The following is a 13710-nucleotide window of genomic DNA, read 5'->3' as shown; positions in this document are numbered from 1 at the left end:
GTGCTCCCGTGCTGACTCGTGGGCCGCAGCTCCGCAGGGCAGGAGGGGATGCGGGCGAGTGACCCGCGCTCACGCTTTCTTCACGGCTCTGAAGCCCCTCGCGGAAACAAACCTGCACCTGCCCGACGTTGTCGATCTCCTAGCCGAGGAGGGGAAGGTGTCGGGCCTGAAGCTGTTCCACACGACGAAAAGCGGCATTGCCGAGGTCATGCCGCGTCTTGCTGAGGTCGAGGCAGATGTGCAGGGCCTCGTCGAGGCGCACATGGAGACATTGCTGGGCGTCCGCTTCCTGGCGAGGGAGTACTGCACCGGGCTGCGCCACGGCGGTCGGATCGACTCGCTTGGGCTCGACGAGAACGGGTCGCCGGTCATCGTTGAGTACAAGCGTGGCGTAGACGCCGGCGTCATCAACCAGGGCTTGTTCTACCTCTCGTGGTTGATGGACCATCGCCGGGAGTTCGAGCACCTGGTCCGTGACCGGCTCGGGGTTACGCCTGCGGCCCAGGTGCTCTGGAGCGGACCGAGGCTGATCTGTATCGCTGGCGACTTCACACGCTACGACGTGCACGCGGTCCGTGAGCATCGCCGCAGCATCGACCTGGTTCGCTACCGGTATTTTGGCAACGACCTCGTCGGGCTTGAGACCGTGGCCTCGGACACCGGGCAGACACGTGCGAGCAGGCGGGTTCGCCGGCGCGCGGGTGGGCTCGAGGTGTCTCAGAGGCGGATCGTGGCCATGGCGGAGCTGACCGAGGCTGCCGACGAGGTTCTCCTCGGCCTGGCGGACGGCGTCACCCGTGTCCAGCGCAAGCAGTACGTGGCCTATCAGCGACTGCGGAACTTCGCCTGCGTGATACCGCCCCAGCGGACCAAGGTGCTGGTCTACCTGAAGGTCGACCCGAAGGCGGTGGACCTCGTGCCCGGGTTCACTCGGGACGTGACGGGGCTCGGCCACCATGGCACGGGGGACCTGGAGGTGCAGTTGCGCACCGAGCGGGACCTGGAGCGTGCCCAGGATCTGTTCCGTGCGAGCTACGCAGCAGCGTGATCGCTGCACGGCACTTCGGTGATGCGCGCTTCGCGCTTGGACTGAGGTCGTCTGGGTGATGCCTTTCGACGTACGGGCAGTTCGTGGCGGTGGACTATCAATGATGCGAGGGATCGCCGGTTTGGCTAGCCGGCGATCCCACGCTATGTTGCCCCGCCTGACGGGGCTCCGATGTCCTGCCTTTCGCCGCCATGGTGAGCGCCCTGGTTGTCACTCTCGCCTTCGCTCACACTCCCGGTCGATGAATACACTCCTTCGGCCCAGCCCAGACCAGGCAGTCGTCTAGGCGGAATCAGGCCCTAGCTTCCTCCCCTGAGAAGGGGCAAGAGCGTCCTGCAGCGCTGTCCGAATCCCGCCCTACTGCCGTGCAGTGGACGCGGGTTAACTCAGACGTTCGCCCAGAGCTGGGTTGGAGAACTGAGAGGAGAGCTCGATGGCAGACAGGGCATCCACACAGGTGGCGGGGACCAGCCCCGCGCTTCTGATCGCGGTGGAGGAGCTGGCGACTGCGCATGACCGCAGCGAGTCCGAGCGGTCCGACATCACCAGCTCGCAGAACAGCGCGGGAGATGACGGCGACAACCGCGACCTGAACCTCCCGAAGGAGTAGGGGAACCCATGGAGCACCGGCTCGTCAGCCACATTGAGAAGGCTCTCGGCTGGGACGGGCCGGGTTCCGTGGGATCCGCGTTCGCGCGCGGCCGTCTCACGGACCCGGAGCTGCCCGCACGGCTGTTGACCCCGCTCAGACTGCTGGACCTGATCAAGCGCCGCCATCTGGCCAATCCGCAGCTGCGCTGTTATGCCGAAGGCGAGGAAGTGCACCCGTCCACGTTCCTGTCCACCAACGTCAACCGGCGCAGGCAGGCTGTGAGCCAGGCGGACATGGCGGCCCTCGGACGAATCCTCAACGACGGCGGCACCGTGGTCCTGGATCACGTGGACTTCTTCGACGCGACGCTGGAAGTCGCCTGCCGGGCCTTGGGCTGGTGGTCCGGCGAGCTCACCTCTGCCAACGCCTACCTCGCGGTGGGTGACACCGACGGATTCCATCTGCACTGGGACGACCACGAGGTCATCGCCGTGCAGCTTTCTGGCGAGAAGTCGTGGGAAGTGCGCGGTCCCTCGCGGCCGGCGCCGATGTACCGCGACGCGGAACGCAACCGCACGCCCTCCGAGGAAGTGCTGTGGAAGGGCACGATGCAGGCCGGGGACGTCATGCACATCCCACGAGGCTTTTGGCACACCGCGACCCGCCTCGGCTCGGGGAGTGGTGGACACTCCCTGCACGTGACGTTCGGGTTCACCAAACGGACCGGTGTCACCTGGGCCAACTTCCTCTCTGACGCCGCCCGCGCCGACGACGCGTTCCGTCACGACCTGGAGGGCGTGCAGGGCACCGCACACCAGGTGCTGACGGACAAGCTCAGCGCCCTGGCCGCCACCTACAGCCCGGAGCGGTACCTGGACGAACTGCGGTCCAGCACCCCGCCCGCACGCCACATGCCGCACGTGGCGGCCTTCGGTCGGCCGGACGGAGTCGCGGCCGTCACCGAGTTCGCGCCCTCCATCGTCCGCTCCGGTGACACCGTCCAGGTGTGCGGTGGCGGTAAGCGGCTGACCTTCCACGAGCGCGCAGAACCGAGCTTGCGTGCGCTCCTGTCAGGTCACCCGGTCTACCTCGAGGGTGCCCCCGACGACATCATCACTTTGGCCGACTTGTTGATCACGGAGGGGCTGTGCGAACCGCTGACGGAACTATCGTCCTCGGGCTACACCGGTCTGGTCACGCCCGTGACCTACTCGAAGCGGCCGCCGACCTCGATGTAACACGCCTCGACACCGCGTCTAACTACCTGCGTCATCGCTCCCACGAGGTCCTGACGCGACGGCAGGCGATCTTCTGCCGAAATTCTCGGTCTCCACCAAGGTCGGGTATTTCCCCGACGGACACAGTCTCGCTCCCGCCCGGCTCCGCGTAGCCGTCGAGCAAGCCATCAAGGATCTTGGGCGGGAGCCTGATCTGGTATTTCTCCACAACCCAGAGCGCTCGGCACCCGACGCCGAGACGCTGGAACAGGCGTGCACGATCCTGGCCGACGCAGCGCAGGCGGGGCTCTGCCGTTCCTGGGGCGTCTCGACCTGGGATCCGCGCTCGCTCATGGACTTCGACGTGCCAAGCCCTGATGTCCTTATGGCCCGAGCGGGGTTGCTGGTCGGGGTCGACGTCCTCGAAGCGGCCGAGGCCCTGGCGATGCGGTGGTGCCCGTCGCAGGTGTGGGGCATGAGCCCCTTCGGCGGAAGTACGGCCGAGGCGGTGTGGGAACGCTTCGATCCGAGGATCTTCCTGCGAGGCTCCCCGTCCGCCACGAAGATCCAGGCTGCCTTCCGTTCTTCGTATGGCCTCCCTCGGGTCGACGCGGTCGCGGTCGGCACAGACGACGTCGCCCATCTTCGGGAGCTGACCGAGGCCCTGGCGTACGAGGTCGACGAGAACGTGGTCCGGGAGTACAGGCAGCTCCTCAAAGCCCGTCAGGGCGCCTGAAGTTCCTGCAGCAGCTGCTCCGCCGTCTTCCTCGCGGGGACCAGGCGGGGGTCCTCGGGATGGGCGTAAGGGCCGAGGATCTTCGCGGCGACGAACAGGGTCATCAGCATGCCGTCCCGGCTCTCCAGATCCTCACGCCGCTCGCTGCGGACGCGGTCTGCCAGAGCTGGGACGGCGAGCGAGGCCCCCCACAGACTTGCCGCGTCCAGGCCGCGAGGGGCCATGCCCCAGTCCTCCCAGTCGAACACACAGAACACCGGCGCCGTGATATTCGCCCAGTTGAAATCTGCATGGGCCGGCCGCCATTCGGCTACGGCCGCATCGACACCCGGGAAGACGTTGTGGATCGTTCCCCTGACCAGGTCCTGAGTGAGGGTCTCGGTATCCGGTGTCGCGATACGGTTTGTGTGCTGCGTGGCCAGGGCACCCAGCGAGGCGTTCAGCGCATTCCACCACTCCTCGGGCAGCTGTGGATCCTCCGCCACTACAGCGCTGCTCACCGGCGCCGCCGGCAGCATCTCCGTCTCGTCCGCTCGCCACGTCACCGGCTCCGTGTCGTCCCGCCACGCGACGCCTGTGAGCCAGGCCGGTTTCGCGATCCCGCGAAGGGCCTCGGCGGACGCGGTGCCATCCCCTCCCTGGACCCCGATCCGATCGAGTCCGCGCCGCTCGATCCGCACCCACGTATTTCGGTCCGTACGCGCCCCCAGAGACCGGCGCTTGCGCACTACAGCCTCCCGGCTAAGGCGTACCTCAAGCGACCGTTCGACACGGTCCAGCACGGCTTCCACAGGCTCCTTGCGCAGGTCCATTGAACGCGGTGTCATGCGCCCGAACGTACCAAGTCCCAGCCACATCGCGAGGGAGATTCGGGGCGAGGCGTACAGGTGCAGCTGATGAGGAGATCGATCCCGTGATGCCCTCTAGGTGAGGACGCGCCCCCAACGGGGACAGGTGCGATACCGGGCGTACCGGGCGCAGGGCTGCCGTTGGGCGGCATCAGCGACATAAGCCGCTCGTGTCCGGTTCAGAGACTGCGGCTGATCGTGTGCCCGGTCGTTGGTGGGGAGATAGCTGGCGGCGAGGGTCGGAGTCGGACGCTGCGGGGGCGCCTTGCGGTATTGGTGCGCCGGGTGCCGGTTCTGTGAGCGAGGGGCTCGGAGAGGTCGGCCAGCAGCGAACTTGGGGTGTGCGGGGACGCGGTGAGGGCCCAGGTGGGTCGGTCGGGACCTGGACCGCCCCAGACGGTCCAGGTGGCGAGGTTCTGGCTCGGGTGCTGGGCGGCGAAAGCGTTGAACCGGACCCCCGCGTCCCCGGCGGGGGACGTCCAGCCGATCCATCGCCCGTCCACAGTGTGCTTCCACCCGGCCTCGGACAGGGGCTGTGTGGCGGCGGCGACGGTCTTCTCGTCCACCGGGGCGCCGACGGCCGTGTCCCAGCCGTCGCCGTCGGCGAGGTGATCCAGCAGTTCCTGCAGCACTGGGGCCGGAGTGGCGGCGGTCGCGGTGAGGACCCACATGCGGTCGGAGACGGGCGTCTCGTACGCGGCTACGGTCCAGGCGGTCTCGCGGGGGTGGGCTTCGTGGACGCGCTCGATGCGCAGGGTCTGGGACTCGTGGATCGCGTGGGTCGTCTCGTCGGACCAGGTCCGCCACTTCTCCCAGTCACCGTGGGCGGCGAGGAACGCCTCCAGCAGAGCATCGTGGTCGCCGGCATCAGCCGCGTACGCGGGGACCGTTTCCGGCGGGGGGCGTGGAGGTCCAGATTCGGCGGCGGGTGGGGACGTTTCCGCCTGGGCGGCGGCGCGCTCGGTGTCGGTCATGGGTGCCGGGCCTGGCCGCATGGCGGCGCCGTGGACCCTCTCGAAGGTGACCAGGGCTGCGGCGGGCGAGTCGAAGGTGTCGACGACCTGCCGCAGATGGTTCTCGCCGTGGAGATAGACGCTCCTGCCGCTGCCGAGGTAGGTGCCGACCGCGACGGTGGTGTGGCCGTCCTCGGCGTGAGCGTGGATGAGGAGCTGGCCATGGCGGATGTCGTCATAGATCTTCTGGGCCGCGTCGGAGACCTCGCGGATTTCGCTGCGGGTGCACCAGGGCATTGGATAGTCGGCCCAGGTCCATTCCTCGGCCATGGCTTCCCGGAGCCGCGGGGTGATCTCGACGCTGACCCCGTCAGCGGCCAGTTGCTGGGCCGCCGTTTCGGCCCAGTAGGGCTCCTCGTGATCGATGCGGGCCAGGACCAGGGTGTTCTCGGCCACCACGGTCCAGTTGGCGGCCTCTAGGCCCACGTGGGGGATGTGGGCCTGGGAGCCGGTCAGGACGGCGGTCACGGCACTGGGGTGGGTGGGGTGGACGTCGAGGCGGACGTGCGCGTCGATGAACTGGGCGGTGGTCACGTGGGGGTGTCATCTCCTGTGCCCGGTGGCCGGGCACGGGCCCGGCCACCGGCGTGTGCGGGGGGCTATCGGGTGGCGCGAGTGGTGCGGGCGGCCGTGGTGGTCGGGGGGCCCGCGCGGGTGGTAGGCGCGGGGCGTGGGCGCTGCGGAAGGATCCGTCCGGTGGCGTGCTGCCAGCGGGGGCGGATGGCGCCGAGGTCGGCGAGGGCCCGGCGGGCACCGACGACGAGCTGGAACGGTGTGTTCGCAGGGTCGCTGGCGTACGCCTCGATGCGGCGGCCGACGTGGTCGGCGGCGGCCAGAAGGGAGCGCTGCAAGGTGCGTTCGCCCCAGTGCTCGACGGAGCCGACCGGTCCGGCGAGAAGGCAGAGCACGTCGCCGGGTTCGCTGCCGTGCTCAAGAAGGCCGCGCTGTTTTGCTTCCCATAGGACGGTGACGGGGTCGATGGGCTCGTGGCGGCGTTCGAGGGTGGTGAGGCACTGCCACAGGCCGGCGTGCAGCGGCTGGGTGAAATCCTCGGGAAGCAGCCACCGTACGGACTCGATGCCAGCGGGGTGGGCGGTGGCGGTAGCGATCAGCAACTGCTCCTCCTGCGCCGCCTCGGCATAGTCGGGTGCGATGGCCGGCGGGGGTGGCGGGGTGCGGGGCAGGACGCCCGCGCGTGGCGGGAAGCGCGCTGCGATGTCGTCCACGACTGCGGCGAGCGCGTCGGCCTCGGCGAGCACCGTCTGGACGGGGTGGGGGAGGGAGGCGTCGTGGACGGTCTGGAGAAGGTGCTCGGCGGCGGCCCGCAGCCGGCGGCGGGCGTGTTCGGCCTCGACCATCCGAGCGTAGGCGGGTGCGTGGCGGGGCCAGGGGCAGACCTGGATGAGGGTGTGCAGATAGGAGGCAGTCAGTCCGCGTCCCTGCTGCTGGCTCGCTGCGAGCACCTGGTTGAGCCACGTGGTGTTCTTCGCGTGCTCGGCCGGGTCGGGCGGCGGCAGGGTGCTGATCGCGGCGAACAGGGCGGCGTGCGCGGCGGTGGAGAACGAGTCGGCGGAGACCCCGGTCACGTCGCCGAGACGGTGCGGACCGAGAAGAAGCGCGCCGAGGAGGGCCTGCTCGACGTGGAACACCGGCTGCGGCGCCGGGATCGTGTCGAGGTCGTCCTCGTCGGGTTCGGGGCTGAGGGGCATCAGGCGGCCAGGGTGAAGTCGTTCGGGTCGAGGGTGACGCCGAGGTGCGGGGCGAGGAGGTGGCCGGCGAGCAGCGGCGGGACCGCGTTGCCGATCTGCGAGAACTGCTGGCCCTTGTTACCGGCCCACGGGTAGTCGCCGGGGAAGGTCTGCAGGAGGCCGGCCTCGCGAGCGGTGATCCGGATCGGCTCCGGTACTGCCGGCGCGTCCGTGTCCTTCGTCGGCGCCGAGAGCGGTGTGGCGACCCAGGTGCATTCGTTCGCGCGGTGCCCGAAGAACAGCGTGCCTGCCGGCTCCTCGATGGACCGGACAGTGGCGTTGGCCTGGTTGTTGCTGCGCAGAGACCAGGACCAGCGGTGCGCCTCGGCGGTGAACGTCGGCGCCGGGGCGGTGGCAGCACGGTTCTCACGGGTGCCGTGCCGTGCCGCCCACCCCGCGCCTTCGCGACGGGACTGAAGGACCACTCCGTCCGGTCGCGGCATCCAGGTTCCGCGGTCCCGGGCGTCGGAGAGCGTCTTGCGGGAGCCCGAAGGGAACGGTTCGGGCCCGCCGCCGGGCCCGCCCCCGGCACAGACGGTGGGAACGGGCCGGTCGGTCGCACCCCGCCCCAGAGCTTCGGCCATGCTCACCCAGCGGGCACGTCCCGGACCGAACAGCGAGTCGGGCTCGGCGACACGGGCGTGCGTCGGCGTGGGAGGCTGTGCCGTACGGACTCGCGAGGCGAGCAGGATCGCCCGCTTGCGCGTCTGCGGAACGCCGAAGTCGGCCGCGTTGAGGATCCCGTACCAGACCGAGAAGCCCCAGCCGCGCAGGATCGCCGCGTACTGCTTCCACAGCGGCAGGACGTCCGGAACCTCCTCCATGGCGACCCACTCGGGCTCGCCGACCGCGTTCAGGGCGTGGAGGTAGCGCATCGGCTCGGCCGCGAGCAGGGAACGCTCGTCACGGCAGGCGGCGAGGAGGCGCTCGCGGGTGTCGCGTCCGGCGGCGAGGTCCTCGACCGCCGCATGCACCAGCGGCTGGTCCACCAGGCCAAGACGTTTGCCGGCCATGCTCCACGCCTGACACGGCGGAGAAGCGATCAGCCCGCGCGTCCGGCCGAGGAAGGGCCACGTCGGATACATCGCCACGTCGGTCCGGATCGTCAACTGCCCAGCGGCAGCACGGGTCCTGCACGCCCACTCGTCCCACTCCAGCCCCACGTCACGCACGCCGAAGACACCCAGTGCACTGCTCCAGCCGCCCGGCCCCGCGAAGAGGTCGAGTATCACGTGGCCAGCCCGAAGTCGTCCTGCGCCAGCGCGTCCGCATCCCCGCGGCACGCCCAGGGCGAGCAGCCGTCCGTGACACCCCGCTCCAACTCGTCCTCGTCGGCGAGCTCCTGCTGGAGGGCCGCCCACTCGGAGGCGGTGACGTGGTCGATCGGGGCCCGGCCGAGGGGGACGCGGGAGCGGTGCAGGAACGCCTCGCCCAGCAGCCGATTGCCGCTGGCGTTGGCGCGGGCATTGCCCTTTCGGATGGCAGCGTCGAATTCCACGACGTCCTCCCACTCGGCGGGGGAGTTGTCGCGGATGTGCCGCCACTGAGCATTGCCATGGAAAGGGCAGCCCAGGCAGCTTGATTTCGGGGTTTCGGCCAGATCGAGAGAGGTGAGATAGCGAACGCAGTCGGAACGCGACCAGCGCATGTCGATCAGCGGATGTCGGTTCTGCATGTACTTCACGTCGGCGTCCTTGGCGCGGTGGAATTCGTCGGTGGATATGCCGATCCACTGCTCGACGAAAACGCCCTTTGGTACCCGAGTCGGATACGGGTAGCCGAGAAGATCGCGGATCTTCTTCTTGATGGGCTTCACCTTGTACTCCCCGGTGCTTCTCTGCACTTCACTCTCATGGGTGAAGGCGGGTATGTGACTCGTCAAAGGGCCTCCGAGATGGATGGGGTGAGGGGTGGTGGTGGCGCTGGCGACCGTCCAGCACGTCGCCGGGCGTCGGTAAGATCAGCGCTCTCAATGGGGGTGCGATGCGAACATCAGGGCGGGGCGGCGAAGGGCAGAAGTACGCGCTGACCTCGGACGAGGACGACAGCGATTTCTGGGGCTTTGCTCACGAGGCCGCGGGGTTGTTCACTCCGCTGCCGGATGAGGAGGGAGCGCGCCGAGTGCACCTCGCGGGTTGCCTCCCGCAGGGTGGCCTACTGAAGGGCATCGATCACGTCGGCAGTCGTCGTGCTGTGGCAGGGAACGCCTGGTTCGAGCTCCTCGACGGTGACGGTGCCATCATGGGGTCCTACTTCGTCAACGAGGTCACCGTCCTCGACGTCAAGCCTTCTGCCTGCGGCGCCGGCCTCGTAGACCTCACGGTGACGCTGTGGTGCGAGAATGCCCTGGCTGGAGCGGAACAGGTGTGGGACCTGATCCGCACGGGGCACCTGAATCGCACCGGCATGTGGCACGAACTTGCCCCCGAGGAAAGACATGCGTGGCTGTCGGTGGCGCTGTGGTCCCAGGAGTACCAGCGCCAAGGGAAGCCCGACGCTCCTGCAGGCCAGGTTTTCAGCCTGGACGGCCGACACATCGCTGACAGAGACACCTTCTACTGCGCGATCGGTGAGGCCATCAATGGGCCTGGCGGATACTTCGGCTGGAACCTCGACGCTCTGGACGACTGTCTGAGCGGCGGCTGGGGCGCCACCACTCCGTTCACCTTGCACTGGGAGTCGTCGACCGAGACCAGGGCACGGTTGGTGGAGCGCGTGCCCGCCGGCGATCGCGAGGTTGCGCTGTTCGACCTGCTCCTGGAGATCTTCGAGGAACGGGGTGTGAGCGTCATCCTTCGGTGACAGCTCGTAGCTTCCGGGCATCGGTCTGGGCAAGGTCATTCGGACTCCTGCGGACGGCGGCGGGCGGGGATGCCGAGGTGGACAGCTGGCCGTTGGGCTCGGCGTTGGGTCTCGTCGCGCTTGGCGCGAAGGAAGGTGAGGGTGAGGTCGATGCCCTCGATCTCGCCGATCCAGCCCTCGGCTTCGGCTTGCTGTCGGCGGTGCAGTAGGTCGGCTTCCAGCTCAGTGAGCCGGGCGAGCATCCTGGGGTTGACGTGGAGCATCGGGCAGCGGATGCACGCGTGTTCGTGCTGGCACGGGGTGCCGTAGGGACGTCCGCAGGAGCCGAGCTCGACCTTGCGGCGGTCGAAGTGCTCCTCGAACTCGGTCCACTCCTGCTCGGTGGCGTCCCGGTATTCCTCCGAGGGCCGGACCTGGCGCCGTTGGTGCAGGTGGGCGTGGTAGTGGCGGATCACGTCCTCGTCGAAGACGGCGACGTAGCCGCGGGTGGTCTGGATGCTGAGGTGGCCGAGCAGGGCGGCGCCGATGTGGATGGGCAGGCCGCTGTTGACCAGCTCGGTGGCGAAGATCCTCCGGAAGTCGTGCGGGGTGAACTTCAGCCCGCGGAAGCCGGGGTGGGTCTCGGCCAGGTCCTCACAGCGTCGGCTGATCATCTTCTGGATGGTGCCGGGGTTGAAGATCTTCGATCCGATCGCTCCGTTCTGGCGTTGGAAGAGGAAGGGCATCGGAGCGCTCCAGACCTTGTCGTGCGGGTCATGGCGGCTGACCAAGGGGATCGGCCTTCCCCGCCGGCCGTGGCGGCGGATGATCGAGGCGATGACGTGGAACAGCTCGGCGGACATCGGGATGACGCGCTCGCGGTCGGTCTTGGACGGAGCGATGACCAGCAGGGCGATGACCTCGCCGTTCGCGCGCTGGTACTGGCGGATGCTGAGGTGGGTCAGCTCGCACAGCTCCTCGATGCGGACGCCGGAGTGCCGCAGGGTTTCCACTGCCGCCCAGTCCCAGAAGGCGGCCTCCTCCTCGGTGCCGAGGTGCACCAGCTCGCCGGAGTCCAGGTTCAGCACGCGCGTGGGAACGGCGTCGCCGTGCCGGAGGCGCTTCCGGTCCGATTCGCTGATCACCCGGCGGTAGGCGGTACCGGCGTGGGTGAACACCTCGCCGTCGGCGGCCTGGTCGGCGCGTTCGAGCAGGAGCCTGGCCTGGTCGTAGCGGGACTCGACATGCTCGACCAGGACGGGCAAGAGGGGCTGGCGCTGCCGGGTGCGGTCCGCGGAGCGTTCACTCACCTTCCGTCGGCGGACGCCCAGGCCGTGGAGCTCACCGGGCGGGACGGGACACGGTGCGACCCAGGTGGCCCAGCGTTCGGGTTCGGCAGCAGCCCAGGTGTGCAGGTCGTAGTAGAAGCTGCGGACCGAGATGACGATGTCGTCCTGGCCCATCCTGTGGGATCCGTCGTCCTTGAGACGGATCGTCTCCCGCCAGCGCGTGTAGAGGTCAGGCGCGATCCGCAGGCCCTGCTGGCCGGGGTTGAGCTGTTCGATCTTCACCCAGAAGTGCTTGACCAGGAGGAGCGCGAGCTGTTTCAGGCTGGCGTAGTCGAGGTCAGCGCGGCGTCGGCCGAAGTAGTCGATCAGCAGCCCACGGACGGCTTGGTCGCGGACTCCGTACTGGTCGATGAGTTCTTCGATGGTCCGCTGGCCGCGCATCATGGCTGCCCGCATGGTCGTCGGCGTGGAGGTCGGGAACCGGCCCATGCCAATGAGAGCCGTCCACATTCCGTGCCCGAACAGACGGTTGGAGGCGGGCTGGCCGGGCTGGAGACGGCAGCGGGCCAGGCGGTTGTCGTGCGCGTACTGGAGGATCGACGCCGGGGTGACGTCGGCCAGCGCGACGCCCTGATAGGTCAGGAGGGTGCACATATCGAGCACCGCCTCCCGCTGGTGTTTGAGCCGCAGCTCCTGTGCGGCGATGTGCTCCTCGAAGGTGATCAGCAGTGGGTCGTTCTGCGCGGAGATGAACAGGGGCGTGAAGTTGTTCAGCTGGTTCTGCCGGAAGGCGAGCATCGAGGGCTGGACGACGCGGAGACAGAACAGCGTGCGGACCCCAGGGGTGACCGCGAGGCCGGTCGTCCGGCGGGATCCGAGGCTGTTCGCCTTGATCAGCCCCTTGCCCAGAGGACTGGCATCCCAGCGCTCCTGCCAGGTCTGGCCCGGGTAGGTGGACAGGTACTGGAGGATCCCTCGGGTAGCCTGGCTGCGCTGGTGTCGGGTGACGGAGGGAGCGTCCGCCCAGACGTCGAAGGCCAGTCGGGAGATGTGGTTGATCGAGGCGGCAGACAGCTCTCCATGCGGTCGCGGCGGGGTATCCGCGACTGCGGCCTGCGGCTTCATCGGACCGCCCACGAACCGGCTCGGGAAGGTGAGCCCCTCCACGATGGGCCCGTGCCGGCGGCTGACGCCTGTGGTCGGGCTGGCCTGTGACCTAGGCACCGAACACCGCCTTGATGTCGTCCGCGGAGTACCCGGTGGGATAGCTCGTCGCGGGCCGGGGGGTGCTGTAGTGCTCGGCGAGCTTGTCGAACATCTCCTCCACCCGGGCGGTCAGGTAGCGACTGGTGGTCTGGATGTTGGCGTGCCGCATGATGGCCTGGACCTCGACCGGGGTGAGCTTCCCGCCGTTGGCCATCCGGGACGCCGCCGTGTGGCGGAGGTCGTGCAGGGTCCAGTTCGTGCCCAGCAGCTCGTTTGGCGTCCCCGCTGCATGATCCGGCGCATCGCCCAATAGGACAGGGGGCGATCACTCCCGCGCCGGGTGCGCCAGACCGGCTCGCCCCGTGACGGCGTGCCCGCCTCGTCGAGGTAGCGGGCCAGCCTGACGAATGCCTGCGGCGAGGCCGGCACCGCTTCCCTCTCCCGGGTGCCCTTGGAGATCACGTAGACCCGCTGGCCGGCCCAGTCGATGTCGTCCACTCCGACCCCGAGCAGCTCGACCGCGCGGGCGCCGCTGGAGACGTAGAACTCCAGCAGGGCGCGGTCGCGCTCGCAGCCCATGCGGTCGAACAGCTCGTCCCAGAGCCGGTCGGGAATCGAGCGGGGCGGCCGGTCGGATACCTTCTGCCGCAGCCGGGCCCGCCCCACGACCGCCCGCGGCTCCAGCGGGCTTCGGTGCGCGAGGGCCCGTCGGCGCTGCGGAGAGATAGGGACGGGATTGACCACCGGCCCGTTGCCCTGATGGGCGTGGAACCCATAGAAGCCGCTGACCACCGACAACGCGTGGTTGATCGTCCTGGGTGCATACCCGGCACGCAGCGCAGGCTTGCCGGTCCTCAGGTTGACCGACCCCGGCGCGGCGCCACCCGCCTGCGTCCGCTGGCGCTGCGGATTCGAGGCCGTCCGCAGCCATCCCGCCAGCACCGCGACCTCAGACTCAGTCGCCTTCTCCCACGCGACCCCCAGCAGCCACAGCAGCCGAAACCACCGCAACAGGCCGTACCCGTAGCTGCGTACCGTCAGCGGACTGCAGTCGTTCAGTGCCAGGTCCCGCAGGTAGGCGGTGGCCGCCTCGATCTCGTCGTCGTACGCGTTCAGGACGACGTACGGAGGGTGGACACCCCGAGCGGGGACCACGGCCCCCACCCGGGGCAGCTCGGCCCGCCCCTCGATCAGTTCATGTCGCAGTTCCACGGTGTTCCTCCTCGTTGATC

General features: G+C 68.8%; 13 protein-coding genes and 1 pseudogene. 6 read left to right on the top strand and 8 right to left on the bottom strand.

Annotated elements, in window-relative coordinates:
• Positions 1-157: 157 nt before the first annotated feature.
• From IH80_RS0105315 to IH80_RS47100, 5 genes and pseudogenes are all read left to right on the top strand, one after another.
• On the top strand, positions 158-1048 hold the full coding sequence (locus tag IH80_RS0105315; RefSeq protein WP_030958087.1) for a DUF5655 domain-containing protein: 891 nt from the start codon (positions 158-160) through the stop codon (positions 1046-1048).
• A 433-nt stretch (positions 1049-1481) separates the two neighbouring features.
• On the top strand, positions 1482-1658 hold the full coding sequence (locus IH80_RS45275) for a hypothetical protein (RefSeq protein WP_185923492.1): 177 nt from the start codon (positions 1482-1484) through the stop codon (positions 1656-1658).
• A gap of 8 nt (positions 1659-1666) precedes the next feature.
• On the top strand, positions 1667-2878 hold the full coding sequence (locus tag IH80_RS0105305; protein WP_030958085.1) for a JmjC domain-containing protein: 1212 nt from the start codon (positions 1667-1669) through the stop codon (positions 2876-2878).
• A gap of 73 nt (positions 2879-2951) precedes the next feature.
• Positions 2952-3155: pseudogene (locus tag IH80_RS47105) on the top strand (aldo/keto reductase); the annotation flags it as partial.
• Positions 3156-3221: 66 nt separating this feature from the next.
• The gene (locus IH80_RS47100) at positions 3222-3593 is read left to right on the top strand and encodes a hypothetical protein (protein WP_324609393.1); all 372 of its coding nucleotides are present in this window, start codon (positions 3222-3224) and stop codon (positions 3591-3593) included.
• Here the strand turns inward: IH80_RS47100 and IH80_RS0105295 are convergent.
• From IH80_RS0105295 to IH80_RS0105275, 5 genes are all read right to left on the bottom strand, one after another.
• On the bottom strand, positions 3581-4420 hold the full coding sequence (locus IH80_RS0105295; RefSeq protein ID WP_199819214.1) for a hypothetical protein: 840 nt from the start codon (positions 4418-4420) through the stop codon (positions 3581-3583). The two genes, IH80_RS47100 and IH80_RS0105295, sit on opposite strands and share 13 nt — an antisense overlap.
• A gap of 200 nt (positions 4421-4620) precedes the next feature.
• On the bottom strand, positions 4621-5988 hold the full coding sequence (locus tag IH80_RS0105290; RefSeq protein WP_030958082.1) for a DUF317 domain-containing protein: 1368 nt from the start codon (positions 5986-5988) through the stop codon (positions 4621-4623).
• A 65-nt stretch (positions 5989-6053) separates the two neighbouring features.
• A complete protein-coding gene (locus tag IH80_RS0105285) occupies positions 6054-7163 on the bottom strand; it encodes a DnaB-like helicase N-terminal domain-containing protein (protein ID WP_030958080.1) in 1110 nt (369 codons plus the stop codon).
• Positions 7163-8434 carry a DNA cytosine methyltransferase gene (locus tag IH80_RS0105280; RefSeq protein ID WP_030958078.1) on the bottom strand — a complete coding sequence of 424 codons (1272 nt, stop codon included), beginning with the start codon at positions 8432-8434 and terminating at the stop codon, positions 7163-7165. Before IH80_RS0105280 ends, IH80_RS0105285 begins: the two co-directional genes overlap by 1 nt.
• Positions 8431-9018: a hypothetical protein gene (locus IH80_RS0105275; protein WP_234432135.1), complete on the bottom strand. Its 588-nt coding sequence runs from the start codon at positions 9016-9018 to the stop codon at positions 8431-8433. Before IH80_RS0105275 ends, IH80_RS0105280 begins: the two co-directional genes overlap by 4 nt.
• Positions 9019-9185: 167 nt before the next feature.
• Here IH80_RS0105275 and IH80_RS0105270 point away from each other — a divergent pair, with 167 nt between their 5' ends.
• Positions 9186-10004, top strand: a complete 819-nt coding sequence (locus IH80_RS0105270) for a barstar family protein (protein WP_030958076.1) — start codon at positions 9186-9188, stop codon at positions 10002-10004.
• 35 nt (positions 10005-10039) lie between these two features.
• Here IH80_RS0105270 and IH80_RS0105265 read toward each other — a convergent pair whose 3' ends face one another.
• From IH80_RS0105265 to IH80_RS38910, 3 genes are read right to left on the bottom strand one after another with little or no spacing between them, the layout of a single operon-like run.
• Positions 10040-12496: a tyrosine-type recombinase/integrase gene (locus IH80_RS0105265; protein WP_030958074.1), complete on the bottom strand. Its 2457-nt coding sequence runs from the start codon at positions 12494-12496 to the stop codon at positions 10040-10042.
• Positions 12489-12692 carry a hypothetical protein gene (locus tag IH80_RS47095; protein ID WP_324609392.1) on the bottom strand — a complete coding sequence of 68 codons (204 nt, stop codon included), beginning with the start codon at positions 12690-12692 and terminating at the stop codon, positions 12489-12491. Before IH80_RS47095 ends, IH80_RS0105265 begins: the two co-directional genes overlap by 8 nt.
• Positions 12608-13690, bottom strand: a complete 1083-nt coding sequence (locus IH80_RS38910) for a tyrosine-type recombinase/integrase (protein ID WP_324609391.1) — start codon at positions 13688-13690, stop codon at positions 12608-12610. The genes IH80_RS47095 and IH80_RS38910 overlap by 85 nt, the downstream gene beginning before the upstream one ends.
• Positions 13691-13710: the final 20 nt, after the last annotated feature.

The sequence above is a fragment of the Streptomyces sp. NRRL S-378 genome, assembly GCF_000720645.1.
GTDB lineage: Bacteria > Actinomycetota > Actinomycetes > Streptomycetales > Streptomycetaceae > Streptomyces.
This window is presented reverse-complemented; position numbering and strand designations above follow the sequence as displayed.